The organism is Streptomyces sp. NPDC003691 (assembly GCF_053981115.1).
Genome location: NZ_JBSFNQ010000027.1, coordinates 42,138 through 59,071 on the forward strand (window position 1 = coordinate 42,138; position 16,934 = coordinate 59,071).

At 74.1% G+C, this 16,934-nt stretch carries 16 protein-coding genes and 2 pseudogenes; 9 read left to right on the plus strand and 9 right to left on the minus strand.

The features are described 5' to 3' along the window. Positions 1-35: 35 nt before the first annotated feature. The 4 genes from ACWDR0_RS15695 to ACWDR0_RS15710 form a co-directional block, all read right to left on the minus strand. Positions 36-578: a GNAT family N-acetyltransferase gene (locus ACWDR0_RS15695; RefSeq protein ID WP_456352225.1), complete on the minus strand. Its 543-nt coding sequence runs from the start codon at positions 576-578 to the stop codon at positions 36-38. Positions 579-821: 243 nt separating this feature from the next. Further along, positions 822-1,370: a hypothetical protein gene (locus ACWDR0_RS15700; RefSeq protein ID WP_456352226.1), complete on the minus strand. Its 549-nt coding sequence runs from the start codon at positions 1,368-1,370 to the stop codon at positions 822-824. Beyond that, positions 1,328-1,771 carry an NAD(P)H-binding protein gene (locus tag ACWDR0_RS15705; protein WP_456352227.1) on the minus strand — a complete coding sequence of 148 codons (444 nt, stop codon included), beginning with the start codon at positions 1,769-1,771 and terminating at the stop codon, positions 1,328-1,330. The genes ACWDR0_RS15700 and ACWDR0_RS15705 overlap by 43 nt, the downstream gene beginning before the upstream one ends. Positions 1,772-1,777: 6 nt before the next feature. Next, entirely contained in the window at positions 1,778-2,554 is a 777-nt protein-coding gene (locus ACWDR0_RS15710; protein WP_456352228.1) for a DUF4386 domain-containing protein, read from the minus strand. A gap of 108 nt (positions 2,555-2,662) precedes the next feature. Between ACWDR0_RS15710 and ACWDR0_RS15715 the strand changes: the two genes are divergently transcribed. Continuing rightward, entirely contained in the window at positions 2,663-3,367 is a 705-nt protein-coding gene (locus tag ACWDR0_RS15715; RefSeq protein ID WP_456352229.1) for a TetR/AcrR family transcriptional regulator, read from the plus strand. A 96-nt stretch (positions 3,368-3,463) separates the two neighbouring features. Here the strand turns inward: ACWDR0_RS15715 and ACWDR0_RS15720 are convergent. From ACWDR0_RS15720 to ACWDR0_RS15730, 3 genes and pseudogenes are all read right to left on the minus strand, one after another. Then, positions 3,464-3,568 (minus strand): annotated as a pseudogene (locus ACWDR0_RS15720) (IS5/IS1182 family transposase); the annotation flags it as partial. A 125-nt stretch (positions 3,569-3,693) separates the two neighbouring features. After that, a complete protein-coding gene (locus tag ACWDR0_RS15725; RefSeq protein WP_456352230.1) occupies positions 3,694-4,734 on the minus strand; it encodes a VOC family protein in 1,041 nt (346 codons plus the stop codon). A 249-nt stretch (positions 4,735-4,983) separates the two neighbouring features. Continuing rightward, on the minus strand, positions 4,984-5,346 hold the full coding sequence (locus tag ACWDR0_RS15730) for a hypothetical protein (protein ID WP_456352231.1): 363 nt from the start codon (positions 5,344-5,346) through the stop codon (positions 4,984-4,986). Between the two features lie 129 nt (positions 5,347-5,475). Here ACWDR0_RS15730 and ACWDR0_RS15735 point away from each other — a divergent pair, with 129 nt between their 5' ends. The 7 genes and pseudogenes from ACWDR0_RS15735 to ACWDR0_RS15765 all read left to right on the plus strand — a co-directional run bounded on the left by ACWDR0_RS15735 (position 5,476) and on the right by ACWDR0_RS15765 (position 11,824). Then, positions 5,476-6,525 (plus strand): hypothetical protein, encoded by a 1,050-nt coding sequence (locus ACWDR0_RS15735; protein WP_456352232.1) that lies wholly within the window; start codon positions 5,476-5,478, stop codon positions 6,523-6,525. 144 nt (positions 6,526-6,669) lie between these two features. Beyond that, a pseudogene (locus tag ACWDR0_RS15740) lies at positions 6,670-6,864 on the plus strand (VOC family protein); the annotation flags it as partial. Between the two features lie 44 nt (positions 6,865-6,908). Next, positions 6,909-7,094 (plus strand): hypothetical protein, encoded by a 186-nt coding sequence (locus ACWDR0_RS15745; RefSeq protein ID WP_456352267.1) that lies wholly within the window; start codon positions 6,909-6,911, stop codon positions 7,092-7,094. Between the two features lie 130 nt (positions 7,095-7,224). Then, positions 7,225-7,599 (plus strand): hypothetical protein, encoded by a 375-nt coding sequence (locus ACWDR0_RS15750; protein WP_456352233.1) that lies wholly within the window; start codon positions 7,225-7,227, stop codon positions 7,597-7,599. A 249-nt stretch (positions 7,600-7,848) separates the two neighbouring features. Then, entirely contained in the window at positions 7,849-9,306 is a 1,458-nt protein-coding gene (locus tag ACWDR0_RS15755; RefSeq protein WP_456352234.1) for a pyridoxal phosphate-dependent decarboxylase family protein, read from the plus strand. Next, positions 9,303-10,529 carry a sulfotransferase family protein gene (locus tag ACWDR0_RS15760; RefSeq protein ID WP_456352235.1) on the plus strand — a complete coding sequence of 409 codons (1,227 nt, stop codon included), beginning with the start codon at positions 9,303-9,305 and terminating at the stop codon, positions 10,527-10,529. The genes ACWDR0_RS15755 and ACWDR0_RS15760 overlap by 4 nt, the downstream gene beginning before the upstream one ends. A 44-nt stretch (positions 10,530-10,573) precedes the next feature. Next, entirely contained in the window at positions 10,574-11,824 is a 1,251-nt protein-coding gene (locus tag ACWDR0_RS15765) for a cytochrome P450 (protein ID WP_456352236.1), read from the plus strand. A 75-nt stretch (positions 11,825-11,899) separates the two neighbouring features. Here ACWDR0_RS15765 and ACWDR0_RS15770 read toward each other — a convergent pair whose 3' ends face one another. Next, positions 11,900-12,718 carry an AAC(3) family N-acetyltransferase gene (locus ACWDR0_RS15770; RefSeq protein ID WP_456352237.1) on the minus strand — a complete coding sequence of 273 codons (819 nt, stop codon included), beginning with the start codon at positions 12,716-12,718 and terminating at the stop codon, positions 11,900-11,902. Positions 12,719-12,825: 107 nt separating this feature from the next. Continuing rightward, positions 12,826-15,072 (minus strand): tetratricopeptide repeat protein, encoded by a 2,247-nt coding sequence (locus tag ACWDR0_RS15775; RefSeq protein ID WP_456352238.1) that lies wholly within the window; start codon positions 15,070-15,072, stop codon positions 12,826-12,828. A gap of 562 nt (positions 15,073-15,634) precedes the next feature. Here ACWDR0_RS15775 and ACWDR0_RS15780 point away from each other — a divergent pair. Then, entirely contained in the window at positions 15,635-16,828 is a 1,194-nt protein-coding gene (locus tag ACWDR0_RS15780; protein ID WP_456352239.1) for a ricin-type beta-trefoil lectin domain protein, read from the plus strand. Positions 16,829-16,934 lie beyond the last annotated feature (106 nt).

The window sequence follows — 16,934 nt, forward strand, 5'->3', positions numbered from 1 at the left end:
TGGCTGGCCCGGCTGCTCGTCGGCGTCGGCGTGCGTCAGGGGCGGTCAAGGCCCCAGGTCTGGAGGGTGTAGGGCCGTCCCTTCTCCTCCCCCGTGATCGGGGGAACGTCCAGCACGGTGAATCCCGCCTTGGTGGCCACGGCCACGCTGGCGGCGTTCTCGGCTTCGAGTTCGAGGATGACGTGGTCGAGGCCCAGCCGGTCGAAGGCGTAGGACGCCATCACCCGGACGGCTCGTACGGCGAGGGCCTGGCCGCGGTGTGCGGGGCCGACGGCGTAGCCGAGTTCCGTGCCTTCGGGGGCGCGGCGGAGCATGACCTCGCCGAGTGGGGCGCCGCCGTCCAGGGTGATGGCGAGGAGGACCGCGGTACCTTCGGACCGCAGTTGCCGGCTGCGGTCGAGGCGGGCGCGGGCTGCGGCTTCGTCGAAGGGGGAGACGATCGGTGTCCAGTACGCGATGTCGGGGTGGTCGAACAGGGCGGGCATCGCGCTCAGGTCCGTTTCCGTCCAGTCGCGCAGGACGAGGCCTTCTCCCGTGAGCTCGATCCGGTCGGGGAAGGGGGGCGTGGCGCTGCTCATGGTGGTGGGCCTCCGCGGGCGGTAGGGGACAGGGCAGGATAACCGGGGTCGTCGGGGTGGTCACCAGCGGTTTTCCTGGCCGGCCGGGGTGTGGCGGTGGGTGCCTGCTCCGGGCGGCCGGAGGGGGACGGGCGTTCGTGCGGACGACCACGGGGGACGGTCGGTGTGCTCGCGGCCCCGGCGGTGCCGCCGGTGCCGGGTGCGCGGTGGCGGAGGCGGCGTCCGGCCGTCCCCCGGGTCCGGTCAGGTGTTCTCCGCCGTGCGGGCGGTGCGGTGCCAGTCGACGGTCGCGGCCGCGGCCCGGTCGGGAGGGGTGGTCTCCACGGGGCCGAAGGTGCGGCGGTACAGTCCGTCGTCGATGGTCCAGGGGCGGTCGAACTGGTACCAGATGTCGACCATTTCACGGGCCGCGGGGTCGGCCCATCCGGCGATTCGCATGAGTGTTTTGGTGATCCCGCGCACGCGGGCCCGGCCTCCGGCCGCCGCGGCGAGCTGTTCGGCGAGGTGGCGCGGGGTGTCCGCCGGGGCGGCGGGGAGGACGAAGGTCCGGCCGTCGGCTTCGTCCCGTTCGCCGAGCGTGACCAGCGCGGCGGCGATGTCGGGCAGATAGTGCAGGGCGTGCGGGAGGTCGGGCCGGCCGGGCCAGTTCACCGTGGTGCCGCGCAGGACGGCGGGTATCACCGCTGCTCCGATGACGCTGTTGGTGCCGCCGGGCCCGTAGTAGTCGCTGGCCTGGCCGATGGTGACATTCAGGCGGCCGGTCCGGTGGGCTTCGAGGAGCCGGTCCGCCATGTCCTTGCGTACGGCGCCCTTCCGGCTGGTCGGGCGCCGGGGGTCCGTTCGGACAGCGGGCCGTCGGTTGGTTCGTACGCATAGAGGTTGTCGGCGAGTACGAGTTTCGCGCCGGCCGCCGCGGCGGCGTCCGCGATGGCTTCGGTGAGCCGGGGGAACTCCTGCGGCCAGCGGTGGTAGGGCGGCTGAACGCAGTGGTAGACGACGTCGGCACCGGCGCAGGCGGCGCGGGCTCCCCCGGCTGTGGAGAGGTCGGCGGCGAGGGTCGTGACACCGGGCGGCAGGGCGGAGGACGGGCGGCGCGAGACGGCGCGGACGCGGTGTCCGCGGCGGGCCAGCTCATGGACGACCGCGGTGCCGATGCCGCCGGTGCCGAGGACGGCGTGCAAGGGAGTGGGCATGGTGTCTCACTTCGTGGTTGCGGGCGGGAGGGGGTCGCCGGAGGGGGTGGTGGTACGGGGCCGGCGGGCGAGGGAGACCGCGGCGGCCAGGAACCACAGGTGCAGGAGGGTGGTGCCGACCGAGGTGGCCGGGCCCGGGTCGGCGCCCGCGAGCTCGGCGAGCGGGAGGGCGAGACCGGCCGCGACGGGGAACCCCGCGATCAGCAGCCAGCGCGGGGCGGCGCCGGTGCGCAGGGCGGCTGTGACGGTGCACAGGAGCCAGCCGACGGCGAACAGGGAGACCCCGAGCACTTCGCCGATGCCGCCGCCGAAGTCGTTGAGTACCTGGTACTGCACGGCCAGCGCCTCGCGGACGGCGGGGTCGGACGCGTTGCCGTGGGCCTCCGCCAGGGCGGGCATGGGGAGCAGCCAGCGGGATATCCCGATCGTACGGGCGAGCGTCGAGGCGACGGCGAAGCCGATGGCCACCCGGCTGAGCGGGCTGTCCGTGCCGCCGGTCAAAGTGCGGGTGGTCCATATCGCGACGGGGAGGAAGAGGACGGAGTAGGCGAGGTAGACGGCGTATCCGGCGCGGGCGGCGCCTTCGTTGGCGAGCAGTCGGGGCAGTGCGGTGGCGGCCGGGTCGTCGAGGCCGGCGGGCCAGTCGATCGCCGATCCGAGTACGAGCAGGGGGACGAAGATCAGCAGGCCTTCGACGGCCAGCAGGGCGGCGGTGATGCGCCGGGCGGTGACGGCTCCGGGGGGTGCGGCGGTGCCGGGGGCCGGGGCGTGGGTGAGGGACATGACTGCGCACTCCTTGCGTACGACGTTCGCAAAGCGACTGGTGTTCGCAGAACGTAGAGTACGCCGTTCGCAATGTAAACAGTGTTCGCTATTTGGTAGGGTGTCCGCATGCCCGCACCCACCCGCCGCGACCGGCTCCGCGCCGAGACCCTCGACGAGATCAAAACGGCCGCTCTGCGCCAGCTGCGCGAGGCCGGGGCGGCCCAGCTCTCGCTCCGGGCGGTCGCAACGTCCCTGGGCATGAGCCCGGCCGGGCTGTACCGCTACTACGACAGCCGCGACGCGCTGCTGACCGCCCTGATCACCGACGCCTTCAACCGGCTCGCCGACGCCGTCGAACAGGCCCGGGACGCCGATCCCTCCGCGGATGTGGCCGACCGGCTGCTGGCCGCGCTGAAGGCCTACCGCCGCTGGGCCGTCGACCACCCGCACGAGTTCGGCCTGGTCTACGGAACCCCCGTACCCGGCTACGCGGCCCCGCCCGACGGCCCGACCACCACGGCGACCCGCCGGGTCGGCCGGGCGCTCATGCACCTGTTCGCCGAGGCCTGGCAGGAGGGACGGCTGCGTCCGGCCGACGAGGTCCCGCCCGATCCGGCGCTCGCCCGTTACGCCGCCGAGATCCATCCCGGTCTGCCGCCCGCGGCCGCCGCGGTCGTACTCGGAGCCTGGACCCGTCTGCACGGGCTCGTCGCCCTCGAAGCCTTCGGCCACCTGCGCTGGCTCGCGCCCGACGCCACGGACCTGGCCGAGCATCAGCTCCGGGAACTGCTCGCGGAGACCGGGCTGCGCCCGGGGGCCGGAGCCCCGTAGGACGGAACGGCAACAGGCGCGCAACCGCGCCGCTGTGACGGAGCGCTATGCGGTCCGTGCTGCCGGGGCGGGGGCGTTGCCCGCTGAGAAGTCGTCTCGGTCGGCGTGGAGTCTGCCGGGTTTGCGCCGTCGCCGGCCGCGGGGCGAACGGACCGGCGGGATGCCCTTCACAAGCGGGATCAGGGCTTGGCTGTCGTGCACTCGCCGGAACAACTCCACAACTCGTCGGGCCCCGGCCGCTCGACGGTCGTCACGCGTCCAGGCTACGGATCAACGGACCGAGCCGGCGGCGGGCGGCGGGCGGCGGGTGAAGAATCCGCCGCTGCTCATGCGGCGGAACGGAAGACGACAGCGGTGCCCAGAGCGACGTCGGCCGGTACGAACACGTCACCGGACGGTGTCTCTCGAACGAGGAGCCCGTTGCGGCGCAGCAGGTCGCGGGTGAGGGCGAGGTCGCGTACGGCCACGGTATAGCCGGCCAGGGCCGGGAGTACGGGGGGCCGCTCGCCGGGCAGGGCGGTCGCCAGGCCTGAGGCGGTCACGAGTTTCAGGGCGGCGCCGTCGAGGTCGAAGACGTAGGCGAGCCCTTCCTGCCGTGCCGACCGGCCAAGATAGGTCTCGTACCGCCGCCTGAACACTTCCAGTTCCGTGTCGGCCGTGCAGAGGGTCGCTTCCACGAGCTCGACGGCCCCGTTGGGATGTTCGAGGCGGCGGGCGCCTTGGATGTCGGGGTCGAGGTCGGCGACGAAGCCCACCCGCCCCTCTTCGACCGTGCCCGGCGCGGCAGCGGGTCCCTCGCCGTCGATCTCCAGATATCTGACCGTCTCCACCGGGGCTTTCGCGCCCTCGGGTGCGGCTCGCCGCACTGTGTTGACTCCGCCGTGCCGTATGCCGGCTGCGGTCAGACGGTCGGCTGCCTCGTCGATGGCGGGCGACGAGAACATGAGGATGTGCACCCCCTGGAAGCGGTCCAGGAACGCGGCCAGGCCGGCGCCGGCCGCGCCGATCCGTTCCATAAGCAGGGGCAACACCTCGGCCGGCGCCTCCAGAGGAACGAGGTGTGTGTCCGGGGGCAGACCTTCGGCATCCCCTTCCTTCACCCGTGTCGCGAGCTCGAGGAAAGAGTTCGGGAAATCGGCATGGGTGTTGGCGGCTCCGAAGGATTCGGGCGCCGCACCTTCGCGCCGGGAGACCGCCGGACAACTGGGCGGCGGCAGGACGAATCCCAGTCGCTCGTACAGACCGATCGCCTGAGCCATGTTCTCGACGATGTGGCCCACGTGGTGAATGCCGACAGTGTCGCGTCCCATGACCGTCACGGTAAGGAACAGGCGATCACCGGTCAACGAAACGTCGAGCGGGGTCACATGTTTCCCTTGACCACTCGACGATCCACTGGAACGTTGCTCCACCGGCGCATAGTCGGTCCACCGACTCCGGCTGCACACCCCATGAGATGACGCCTCAGGGGAAGCGCGCAACCGAAGGCCGACCGCGAGCGGCACAGGGCGTGGTCCGTGGCGGGCCGGGCCGCCGGACGGACCGCTCCCGTCGTACGCGGCCGGGCCCACCCCGGTGAGACCGCGGGAGACCCGAGTCCGGCTCGGCCCCGGATGTCAGGTCGCGGTGGGTATGTGGCGTGCTGCCGCGGTCAGCGCCATGGCCCTGAGTCCTACGAAGTAGGAGGCGCAGTACTCCTCGTCGAGCAGCGGAACGATCCTGTCGAGGTCGGCGATGCAGTACCGGAGGCGGGCGATGCCGGGGCCGTCGAGTCCGCCCTCCGCCTCCCGCCGCACCAGGCCCGCGACATCGGCGTCCAGGAGGACCAGGTCCACGCCGTCGACGTCGACGCCGCGGAAGCCTCCGGGGAACGGTGCGGCCAAGTGGTCCTGCCACAGCCGGGCGAGACCGCCGCCGGCCCGCACCCGGCCCGCGCCGGCAGGAGGAGGGAGGTCGGGCGGTGGAGGAAAGGTGTTCACCGGCACAGTGTGGGCGTGGAAGGCTGTCGGCGGCATCGAAATTTACCCGGGCAGTCGGCGGCCCGCTGTCGTACACGGCCACCGGCAGGGTGCGGACCGGAAACGAGCTCGGACAGAGGTGGGGATCAGGTGGCGATGACGCGGGCCGCGCGGATGCTGCTCGACCGGTGCGCCGGGGATCCGGCGACGGTCACCTGGCGGTGGGAGTCGATGGTGGTGGACGTGGTTCTGCGGCACGGGTCCCGGTCCGATGCGGAAGCGCTGCTCCCGGTGTTCCTCGACGATCCCGGAGCGCGCGAGCGGCTCGTTCCGGTTTTTGCCCGGCACGGGGACACCAGTATCGCCGAGCGCCTGCTGGAAGCGGCGGTCGAAGGCGGCAGGCTGCGGGACGGTATGCCGACCGGGGTGCTGCGCGCCGTCGGGTATCTGGGGTACGAACCGGCCGAGCGGATGCTGTGGGAGCACGTCGAGGGCCCGTACGACCAGTCGGCGGACGCCTGTCTCGGATTGCTGCACCTGTCGTGCCGGGGGCTGCGGGCCGAGATCGCGGAGGCTCTGGAGGGTTACGAGGGTTCCCATCTGTTCGCCGAGTTCCTGCCGGTCCTCGCCACGAAAACGGGTGACCCCTCATGGCTGGGGAGGCTTGTCGCGTGGGGTGAGGACGGTGCGTCCACGGACTGCAACGGGGGCCTGATCCTGGGCATCGCGCTGCACGGTGATCCCGCGCGTGCCGCATTCGACCGGCTGCTGTGGAACCCGCGCTGGGAGGCGCACGGCGGCGGGACCGGATCCGACTACTGGGCCTACGCGGGCGCACGCGTGCTGGGGCTGGGCATGCCGGAGCTGTACGCCGGTCTGGTGCGGCGCTTGAGCGCGGATACCGGCTCCACCGGGAAACGGCACTGCCTCAGTACGTTCATCGCCCTGCTGGGGCACTGGGGCGAACGGGGGTGGCTCGGGCTGCGTACGGCGTCCGATCCGGACGAGAGCGCCGACGCGCTGTGCAGCCTGCTGTTCGAGTGGTCCACGCCCCACGAGGACGACTCGCTGACCGGCCTGGCCGGTCGCGTACTCGACCGTGACGACGGGCTCCTCACCCGGCTGCACCATCTGGAGGCGGCCCTGTGGAGCAGGGCGGGGCACGAGCTGGAGCTTCGCGTCGTCACGGCACATCGCTGACGGGCACATTCCCTGCGGGGCTGCCGGGGCCGGGGTGGCCCCCTTGCCACCGGCCGGGCCTCGGAGAGTGCGCAGGGGGCGAGTACCCGGGACCGGCACAACACCGTCGCGTCGCCGGCCGGCCCCTCCTAGAGTGGGCCGATCATGTCTGATCTCCTCGGCATCAATCATCTGACCCTGTCCACAGCCGACCTCGACCGGCTCGTGGCGTACTACACGGAGTTCTTCGGGGCACGGCTCGCTTTCGAGCGGGCGGCCACCTCCGACCACCCACGGATCGCCGTCGTGGACGTGGGCGGGAACGACCATCTGATGTTCGTCGAAGCCGCCGCTGCCGCCCCGCCGCGCTCGACCCGCTGGGCCGGGCGGGCTGGGGTCTGCGGGTGGCGAGCCACGTGCGGCTGTGCGAGATCCGTGAGCGGCTCATGGCCGCGGGCCGACCGGTCGGGGAGATCGAGACGCTGCCCGCGCAGTGGACCATGACGGCACGGGACCCCGACGGGCGCCCGGTCGATGTACGAGCCCACCGCGCCCCGCAGGGCAACGCCGCTACCGGCGGCACCGGCTGACGGCGCGCGAGGCGCGCGGCGCCGTCGTGGCCCGGGGCCGGCGGAGTGTCCGGCCCGGTCGGCCGCGAGGTCCGTCCGGCCGGAGGTGCGCTGTTACGGCAGCGGGTCGGTGTTGGGCGGGAATCATCAGGTGACCGAAGCCGGTGTGGTGCACGTCTTCCTCTCGCGCGGCCGATTCTCGTCGTTCGAAGACATCAGCACCTACGTCGATGCGGGGTGGTCGGACGACGGGGACGCGGAACCGTCCGTCTTCATGGCAGAAGCTGGAATTGCCGAGCTCGAACCGTCGTGCGTCGAAGTAGTGCACGCCCAGGACGCCGGTCACCCCGGGCCGGTTGCCCCCGGGGTACTGCTTCGAGGGGCCTCGTACGCCGACCAGTGGCTGCCACAGGTGGAGTCGGCCGAGCCGGCCGACGCCGCAATCTGTGTCTTCGCTCCCAACGTGGTCACCAACCCGCACGGGACCGCTCTGCGCCACCTCGGCCCGTTCACCTATCGTGCCTGAGCGCTCTCCGCGGGGTGCTCGTGCAACCGCCGGCCGTGCACGCATGTCCGATTGCGTGTGCCGTTGCCCCGGGGGCGCGCATGCCCGGATAGTCGGGCGGGTCACTGGGCACGGCGCGGAGCGGCGGGCGGAGGTTCTCAGTTGGCGAGGTCACGGGGCCGGGCCGGGGGCGGGGGTGGCTCTCCCGGCACCGGTGGAGGGGGGTACGGGGACCGGCCGGGGCCTGCGCTGACGCTGCCCGAGGAGACCATGAGGGCCCTGGGCCACCGGGTTGTCGATCTGGTCGCCGGGCATATGGCCGGTCTGGGGCAGCATCCGCCGACCCCGGTGGGAGATACGGCGGCCCTGGCGGCGGGCCTGCGCTCGGAGGCGCTGCCAACCGGTCCGGCACCCGATCCGCTTGCCCTGGTGGAGGAGGTCGGGCACCTCCTGAAGGTGGGCAACGCGCACCCCGACCACCCCGGTTTCCTCTCCTTCGTGCCCGCTCCGGGCACCTTCTCCGGTGTGCTGGGCGCGACCTTGGCCACCGGGTTCGCGGTGCCGACGGGATGGCGGTTCACCGGGGCCGTCTCCAGTGCGATCGAGACGGCCACCGTCCGGTGGCTGGTGGAGCTGCTGGGGTTGCGTCCCACGACGCGAGGGCTGTTCGTGCCGGGTGGTTCGACGGCCAACCTCACCGCGCTGACCGCGGCCCGTGACGCCCTGGCCGGCACCGAGGCACGGGACGCCACCGCCTACTTCTCCGACCAGACGCACTTCTCCGTGCCGCGCGCCCTGCATGTGCTCGGGATCGGGGAGGAGCGGGTCCGGGTGCTGCCCTGCGACGACGGCCAGCGGCTGTCCGTCGACGGCCTCGCGGATCGGGTGGCGGCGGACCGGAGGCGGGGGCGGCGGCCCCTTCTCGTGGTGGCCAACGCGGGCACCACCGCCACCGGGGCGGTTGATCCGCTGCCCGCGCTGGCGCGGCTGTGCCGGGAGGAGGGGATGTGGCTTCATGTGGACGGCGCCTTCGGCGCGGCGGCGGCCCTCACGGAGCGCGGCAGGCGGGAGCTGGCCGGTCTGGAGGCGGCCGATTCGCTGGCGGTCGACCCGCACAAGTGGCTGTTCCAGCCGGCGGAGACGGGGTGCGTCCTGGTGCGGGACGCCGGGGACCTGCGCCGCGCGTTCGGGGTGAGCCTGCCGGCCTATCTGGACGGCGGCCGTCCCGCGGCGGACGACGGCGACCAGGAGGCCGACTTCCTCCAGTGGGGGGTGCAGCAGACCAGGGAGTTCCGTGCCCTGCGGCTCTGGCTCTCCCTCAGAGTCTTCGGCTCCGAGGCGTTCCGGGCCGCGGTCGACCGGGGGCTGGACTCGGCGGAGGACGTCGCCCGGTACGTCGGCGCGTGTCCCGGTCTGGCGGTGGTGACCGGTCCCCGGTCGGCCGTGGTGACCTTCCGTGGGCTGCCTCCCGCAGCCGGACCGCCACCGCCGCCGGAGGCGGCGGACCGGGCCGTCGACGAGGTGTGCCGGGCCCTCCGGGACGAAGGGCGGGCGCTGGTGACGGCCACCACGGTGGCCGGCCGGCGGGTGTTCCGGCTGTGTACCGTCAACCCGCGGATCGAGCGGAACGAACTGCGGGCGGTGGTCTCGCGCATCGGGGAGCTGTGGCGACAGCGTCGCGGGGGTCCGGCGCCGGAGGTGCCCCGGGGACCCGGGGGTGTCCCGTGACGCGGTACGGAGACAACGGGCCCGGCCCTGCCTCGTACGGCCCGGCGAGCACTCCGGGTGCCGCGACGTCCCGGACGTACCCCGGCCGGGGCAGCACTCCGGCCGTACGGCTCGACCCGGCGATGCTGTGCGCCGAGGCCCTCGCCCTCACCGGACTCGGCGGCTTCGGCCCGGACACCCACAACCGGGCCCTGGAACTCCTCGTCACGGCCCTGGAGGAGGAGGCCCGGCTGACCCCGTACGGGCGGGCCGAGGCGCACGCCCTTCTGCTGAACGCGCTGTGCACCCGGGCGCGGCTCCATGCGGCGCCCCGTCCTGCGGTGGACCGCCGCGTCTGGCGGGAGCCGGTGTTCATCGTGGGGTTGCCCCGGACCGGCAGCACGCTGCTGCACGCTCTGCTCTCCCGCCACCCCGGGCTGCACGCCCCGCAGTTGTGGGAGCTGCTGGCCCCCGTTTCGCCTCCGGGGGCCGCCGTGCGGGACCTCGTCGGGGCGGCCGAACGGTATGTGGCCGAGCACTTCCGTGCCGCTCCCGCGCTGCGGGCGCTCCACCCGACGTCGGCCCGGAGCCCCGAAGAGTGCGAGTATCTGATGACCACGGACTTCCGCAACGCCGTCCTAGGGCTGATCAGTTACCGGGTCCCGGGCTACGCGTCCTGGCTTTGGGAGCAGGACCTCACCGGCGCTTACCGGCTGCACCGCGCGCAGCTCCGGCATGTGCTGGCCCGGCGCCCGGCAGTACCGGGGGCCCGGCTGGTGCTGAAGAGCCCCTCCCACGTGTGGCATCTGCCGTCGCTGGCCGCCGTGTACCCGGATGCCCGGCTCGTCGTGCTGGAGCGCGACGCCGACGCGGCGATCGGCTCGCTGTGCGGCCTGGCCATGGCCGCGCGGCGCAAACGCAGTGACGACGTGCGCCCGCGGGAGGTGGGGCGGCAGCTCACCGCGGCGGCCGGTATCGCGCTGGCCCGGCTGCGGGAGTTCACGGCCGGCCCGCCGGGTTCGGTGGAGTGCCTGCGGATCGGTTTCGGTGAGCTGGCCGCCGACCCGTTGGCCACGGCGGAGCGGGTGGCGTCCTGGCTGGGGTCGGCGACGACCGGGGAGGTACGGGAGCGCTGGCGCGCGTATCTGCGCCGGAATCCCCGTACGCCCCAGGCACACCCACGGGCGCTGTGCGGACTGCCGCCCCGGGAGCCGCCGGATCCCGGCTCCCGGCCCGGCCCGTGAACCGGGTGCTCCCCCGTCCCGTACCGCCGACCCTGCGAGGTGCCGTGTCGTCCCCCGAACAGTTCCCCGGTGAGACCGTCCTGTCCTACCCGTTCCCGCGGGCGGACTGCCTCGCGCCCATGCCGCACCTCGACCTGCTGGACCGTCCGCGGATGGCCCTGGTGACGATGCCCAGTGGGGATCCCGCCCGGCTCGCGGTACGTCACGCGGAAGTCGTGCAGGTGCTCACCGACCGCCGGTTCAGCCGCCGGGCCATGCTCACCGCACCGGGCGGACCCCGGATGACCCGGGCGCATCTGGACGAGCCGAGCCTCCTCGGTCTCGACCCTCCCGACCACACCCGGGTACGCCGCCTGTGCGCGCCGGCGTTCCGTCCGTCCGCGTCGGCAGCGCTGCGCGTCCCCGTGCGGGACCGGGTCCGGCGGCTCCTGGACGAAGTCGGCGCCACGGCGGGAGCAGGCCCGGTCGACCTGCACCGGTCGTTCTCCCTGCCGCTGGCCACGGGTGTTCTGTGCGATCTCCTCGGTGTCCCCGACGACCGGCGGGCGCCCCTGCTGGAGTGGTCCCGGCAGAAGCTGGCCCTGACCTCCCTGCCGCCCGAGCGGGCCCGCGCCTGTCACGAGGCGCTCCGGGCCCACTGGGACACCCTGCTGTTCGGCGGACCCGCGCCCGGGAGCGGACTGCTGCCCGGCGACGGGCTGCTCAGAACCCTTCTCGACGGCCACCGGTCCGGACTGATCAGCCGCCCCGAACTTCTGGCGACCGCCGTCAACCTCTTTGTCGCCGGGCATGTCACGACCGCGGCCACCCTCACCAACGGTGTGCTGTACCTGCTGGTCCACCGGGAGCAGTGGCGGGCGCTGTGCCGGGAACCGGCGCTGGTGGAACCGGCCGTTCACGAGATCCTCCGCTACGACACCATCGCGGACGCCGCCCTCCCGCGTCTCGCGACGGCCGACCTGGTCGTCGGAGCGACCCGGGTCCGGGCCGGTGAGGCCGTCATTCCGTCCCACGCGCACGCCGACCGCGACCCGCGCGTCTTCGGCTCCCCGCAGGTCTTCGACATCACCCGTACTCCGGGTCCCCACCTCGCCTTCGGTCACGGGCCCCATCGCTGTATCGGCTCGCGGCTCGCCCTGCTCGAACTCCGTACTGCCCTGAAGGCCCTCGCGCACCGCCGGCCGGGCCTGCGGCTTGCGGAACCGGCCGCCGGTCTGCCGCTCCTCGACGGCTCGCTGATCGGCGGGGTGGCGCGCCTGCCGGTGTTCCTCACGGACGGCCCGCGCAGTCCGTGAGGAACACCGGCAGGTGCGGGCCGTCCCGGCGCCTGACCGGCGGTGCCGCCCGGGTGCGGGTCAGGCGGGTGCGGCTCAGGCGGGTGGTCCGCCCGCCGCGGCGTCCCGGCAGGGCAGGCAGTGGGCGGAGCAGCGGGTCAGCTCCGGGTCGGCGGCCAGGGCGGGGACGACGGCGGCCAGGGTGGCGCGTACCGGGTGGGCGGTCCAGCGGGCGGCGCCGACCGTCGTCGTACGGGCGGCGGGGCGGAGCCGGGGTTCCAGCCGGGGGAAGCCCTCCGAGCAGGATCCCACTTCCACCGTGACGGTACGGCCGTCCCCGGTTGCGGCCCAGCGGCGGAACAGGCGGCGTCCGGACTGCTGTTCGGCGAGGTGCAGTACGGTCATCCGGTTGAGGCCGACGCCGATCAGCAGGCTCCGTCCGTCGCGTTCGGCCAGGGCGCGGAGGGGGGCGTAGACGTCCTGGGGGCTCTGGTCGCGGACGAGCGCGGCGGCGTCGGGTCCGTAGGCGGCGAACGAGTTGAGCGGGTGACGGCCGCGGTGGGTGCCGGGCCGGGCGAGGAGTGCGGCGGGGAAGGCTCCGAGGCGCGGGTTGACCAGTCCGCAGTCCGGGGTGTACGCGGCGGGGGCGGGCAGGGACTCCTCCGGCCAGGGCCTGGTGTAGTCCACTCCGTTGCGGGCGGGGCGCATCGCCGGGGGTGCGGGTACTCCGAAGTGGGTTTCGGTGAAGGCGGGGACGAGGACGGTGCAGCCGTGGTCGGTGAGGACTCCGGTGAGGGTGTCCGCGCCTCCGTCGAGCGGGGCGCCGAAGGACCGGAGTGCCGCGTGGACGAGGACGGGCAGCCCGGGGAGACCCAGTTCGGCCACGGCCGCGGCGAGCTGTCCCGTTCGGATCATCGGATTCTCCTCGGGTCCGGCCTGCGGGAGGTCCCCGGCGGGCGGTGGATGCGGCGGGCCCGGGACCGGGCGGGGGCGGGGAGGGGCGGGGCGGGGCGGCCGCGGGCTCAGGCGATGTGGCGGGCGTCGAAGGGCAGGCCGCGGCGCAGTGCTTCGAGGGCCTGCCGGGTGGCGGTGGTGTCGGGGTGGTCGTCGCCGAGTACGCGTCGCCGCCCGGCGAGTACACCGCGGGAGATCCGTTCGGCTTCGGCGGTCCGACCCTGGGCGGCGAGGGTCCAGGCGAGTTCGTGGTGGGTGGTCAGGGTCTCCGGGTGGTCGTCGCCGAGGACCTGCCGCCGGTCCCGGAGTACCTCCCGGTAGAGGGCCTCCGCCTCGGCGCGGTCGCCGGATCCGGCACGTACCCAGGCCAGTTCATGGCGGCTGGCGAGGGTCTGCGGATGGCGGGCGCCGAGGGTACGCCGCCGGTCGGAGTGGACACGGCCGAGCGCGGTGGCCGCTTCGGCGTAGCGGCCCTGGTTGGCGAGGGTCCAGGCGAGTTCATGGGCGGTGGTGAGGGTGTCGGGCGCGGTGGGGCCGAGAACGGTCCGCCGGGCCGTCAGGACCTGGCGGTACGCCTGCTCGGCCTCCGCCCAGCGTTCCTGGCAGGCCGCGATCCAGGCGAGTTCGTGGCGGCTGGCGAGGGTGTCCGGGTCGTTCTCCCCGAGGGTGCGCAGACGGGTGGTGTACACCTCGCGGTAGAGGGTTTCGGCGCCGGGCCGGTCGCCCTGGAAGGAGATCTGCCAGGCGCGCTGGTGGAGCAGGGCGAGTACGGCGGGGTGGTCGGGACCCAGGGGTTCCGTGTGGGCGAGGCCGGCAAGGCAGAGCCGGGCCGCGGTGCGGTGGGCCCCTTCGCGGTCGGCCGCGCGGGCGGCGTCGGCCGTGGCTTCGGCGAGTGCCGCAAGCCGCGGCGGGGGGAGCCGGCCGGCGGCGGTCCGGTGGAGGGCGCTCAGGTGCGGAGTCAGCCCGCGGTAGCGGGGCCAGTCGGCGGGCTGGTCCATACGCAGCCCGCCGAGGGCGGCCACGAGGAGGTCCGCCGCCGCTGCCGGAATCCGGGTGTCGTCGCCATCGCCGTGGGGCGCGCCGGGGTCCGGTGGCGGCCCGAGGTGGAGTCTGCTGATGTCGGCCACCACGGGATGGGTGATCAGTCCCGTGGTGCCGTCCGGTGCCGGGCCGGTGGTGAGCAGGCCCGTGTCGACCAGTCCGCGCAGGGCCCGTTCCACGGCCGGCTCCGTGCCGGCGAGGGCCGCCAGTGCGGGTGAGCGGGTGTCGAGGAGTTCCCGGGGGACGGGCACACCGGGCTGGTAGCAGGAGAGCAGCCGCAGCAGGGGGCGGGCGGCGGGGTCACCTCGGCGGTGGAGGGCGTCCAGCGAGATCTCCCAGGTGAAGGTCACGGTGGCGCGGGGGTCGGCCCGGAGACCGGGGTCGCCGGGCCAGCCGTCCGACACCCGGATGTCGAGAAGGGTCCGGAAGGCGGTGAAGGTCGCCCGGCGGGCGACTCCGGAGTGCAGATGGGTTCCCGCCATCGCCAGGGCCAGGGGCAGTCCGCCGAGGCGGCGTGCGAGGTCCCGGGCGGCCCGGTGGTCTCCCGCGCCTGGGGCCAGGTCGGTGAGCACCAGGGCGCCGTCGTGCTCACCGAGCGGGGGCAGGGGCAGCAGGGTCGCGTCCCGGCCCCACGCGTCGGCGCCGGTGTGCCGGGTCGTCACGACGATCAGCCCGCGGCCCGCCGGGCGCAGCCAGCCCGGTGCGGTGAGGACGGCGGGGTCGTCGGCTTCGTCGAGGACGAGCAGCCATCCGGCGGGGGCCCGGCGGAGTACTTCCCAGAAGCGGTCGGCGGCGTCGGCCGTGCCATGGGCCAGTGCCTCCAGGTCGGTCCGGCGGGCGCCCGCCCGCCGGGCGACGGTGACCAGCCCGGCGGCGAGGGTGGCGGGGTCGCCGGCGGACACCCACCACACCTGCCGCCGCCGGCTCCGGCGCCGGAGGGCCCACTGGGCGAGGGCCGCGGCGACGGTGGACTTTCCGGTGCCTCCGGGGCCGGTGAGGACGAGGATGCCGCGGCGCGGGCGGCGTACCCGTCTCCGGAGGGTGCGGAGCAGCCGGTCGCGGCCCCGGATCGTCCGCGGCGGCAGAGCGGGCGGGTGGACGGACGCGCCGTACGGTCCGGGGTCGTACGGTCCGGGGTCGTACGGGTGAGGGCCGGGCGGGTGAGGGCCGGGCGGGTGGGCGCGGCCGTGGGCGCGCAGTTGCCGCCAGGCGACGCCGAGCCCCAGGAACGTACCGGCGGTGCCGAACACTGCCACGACCAGTTCAGCGTTCATCGCTCCCCCGAGACGACCGCCATCGGCTCCCGGCCCCGCGGGCCGGGACCATTCTGGCGCAGTGACGGCCGCGGGGGGACGGGTTCGGTGCACGACGACCGTTGTTCCGCGGCCGCCCGGGGCGGTGTGCGCGGCGGGGCACGGCGGCGGTGTGCGGGCGGGGCCGCGGCGGGTGGTGCGTCACCGGCCGGGACCGGTCCCTTCGGGAGCGGGCGGCCGGTCCGTTCGTTTCGCGACGGGCGCGGGGAGCGGGTGCGGGCGGCGGCGCGGGTGCCGGGGCGGGGACCGCCCGGAGTACCCGCGGGGGCATGGATGTGAACCTCACAGCCGGAAACGGATCCTCGGGGCCGGAAATCGCATCCTAGGAGCCGGATGTGAGCCGGTGTCACTCGTTTCACCGGCGCGCCCGGCGGTGGTTTCCGGGCGCGCGGCGGCGGGGCCGGTCCGGCCGCGCTGGTGTGCGGGCGGGCCGGGCCGCCGCGTTCCGGCACCCCGGGCTCGTACCACCACAGCCGTATCAACGCAGTCGTATCACCGTAGTCGTACCTCCCCAGGAGATGATGTGCCGTCCGAGCCCGACAACCGATCGTCCGAGCAGCCCGAGGCGTCCGAGCCGTCCCGGCCGTCGGATTCGTCCGAGACCTTCGAGCCGTTCAAGCCGTCGAAGCCGTTCAAGCCGTCGCAGCGCTTCGAACCTTCGGACCGCCTCGAAACCTCGGACCGCCTCGAACCTTCGGACCGCCTCGACCTCGCGGAGCTCTTCGATACGCGGCCGGAGTTCGGGTCGCCGCTGCCGGTCCCGCCCGGGACGGACGCGGGACCGGGACCGGAGGAGCTCGATCCGCTCGTCGGCGCGGATACGCGGGAGCGCAGGAGCGGTCCGAGGCCGGGAAAGCGGGGGTGGATCGCCATCGCCTCCGCCGCGGCGCTGACCGGGCTCGTGCTGGTGGCGGTCCCGCTGATGAACAAGGAGGGATCCGGGTCCGGTCCGGCGAAGAGCACCAGTGCCGCCGGTGATCAGGAGGAGTGGGGAAGCGGCGGTCCGGGCGGTGTCGACGGGCCGGAGGGCGGAGAGGGCGGCGACGCGCAGGCGGAGGGTGGGACGAAGGAGCGTACGACCAGCGGTACGAGCGAGCCGGGCCGGAAGTCCGGTGCCTCGCCGGGTAAGGGGTCCGGTTCCGGGCCGGGGGGCTCCGTGTCGGGCTCCGGGGCGGCGAGCGGCTCCGGCGGGGCGACGGCCGGAAAGCCGGCCGCGGGCAGCGCGGGCAAGGCGGAGAAGCCGCAGGGTGTGAAGGCTCCGCAGGGCCCGGCCAAGGGAGGCGGCACGGAGATTCCCCGCCCCCCGAAGCTCGACGACGGCAAGGTCAAGGGTCCGGTCATGGGCTTCGCCGCAAACCTCTGCATGGACATCGCCGGCTCCGATGTCACCGACGGCACGCCGCTGCGGCTCGACGACTGCTCCGGCAAGGCGCGGCAGCGGTTCGAGTTCCGTCCGGACGGCAAGGTGTGGACGCTGTACCAGCGGAAGACGTGCATGGATGTGTCGGGCGGTGGGACGGCCGACGGTACGCCTCTCCAGATCGCGGACTGCTCCGCCAACCCGGCCCAGACCTTCCGGTTGCAGACCGACGGTTCGCTGGTGAACCCGCAGTCCGGCAAGTGTGTCGAGCCCGTGAACCTCGGCGGCTCCACCGGATTCCGCCTCCAGCTGCAGACCTGCGACGGCAGCAGGAACCAGAAGTGGCAGATCGGCTGAGCCGACGACGGCCGGTGCGCGCGGGGCACCGGCCGTGGCCGTTCCCCGGGGGCATGCCCTCCCGGGGAACGGCCGCCGCATGTCCGGGAGGGGCTCAACTCCCCCG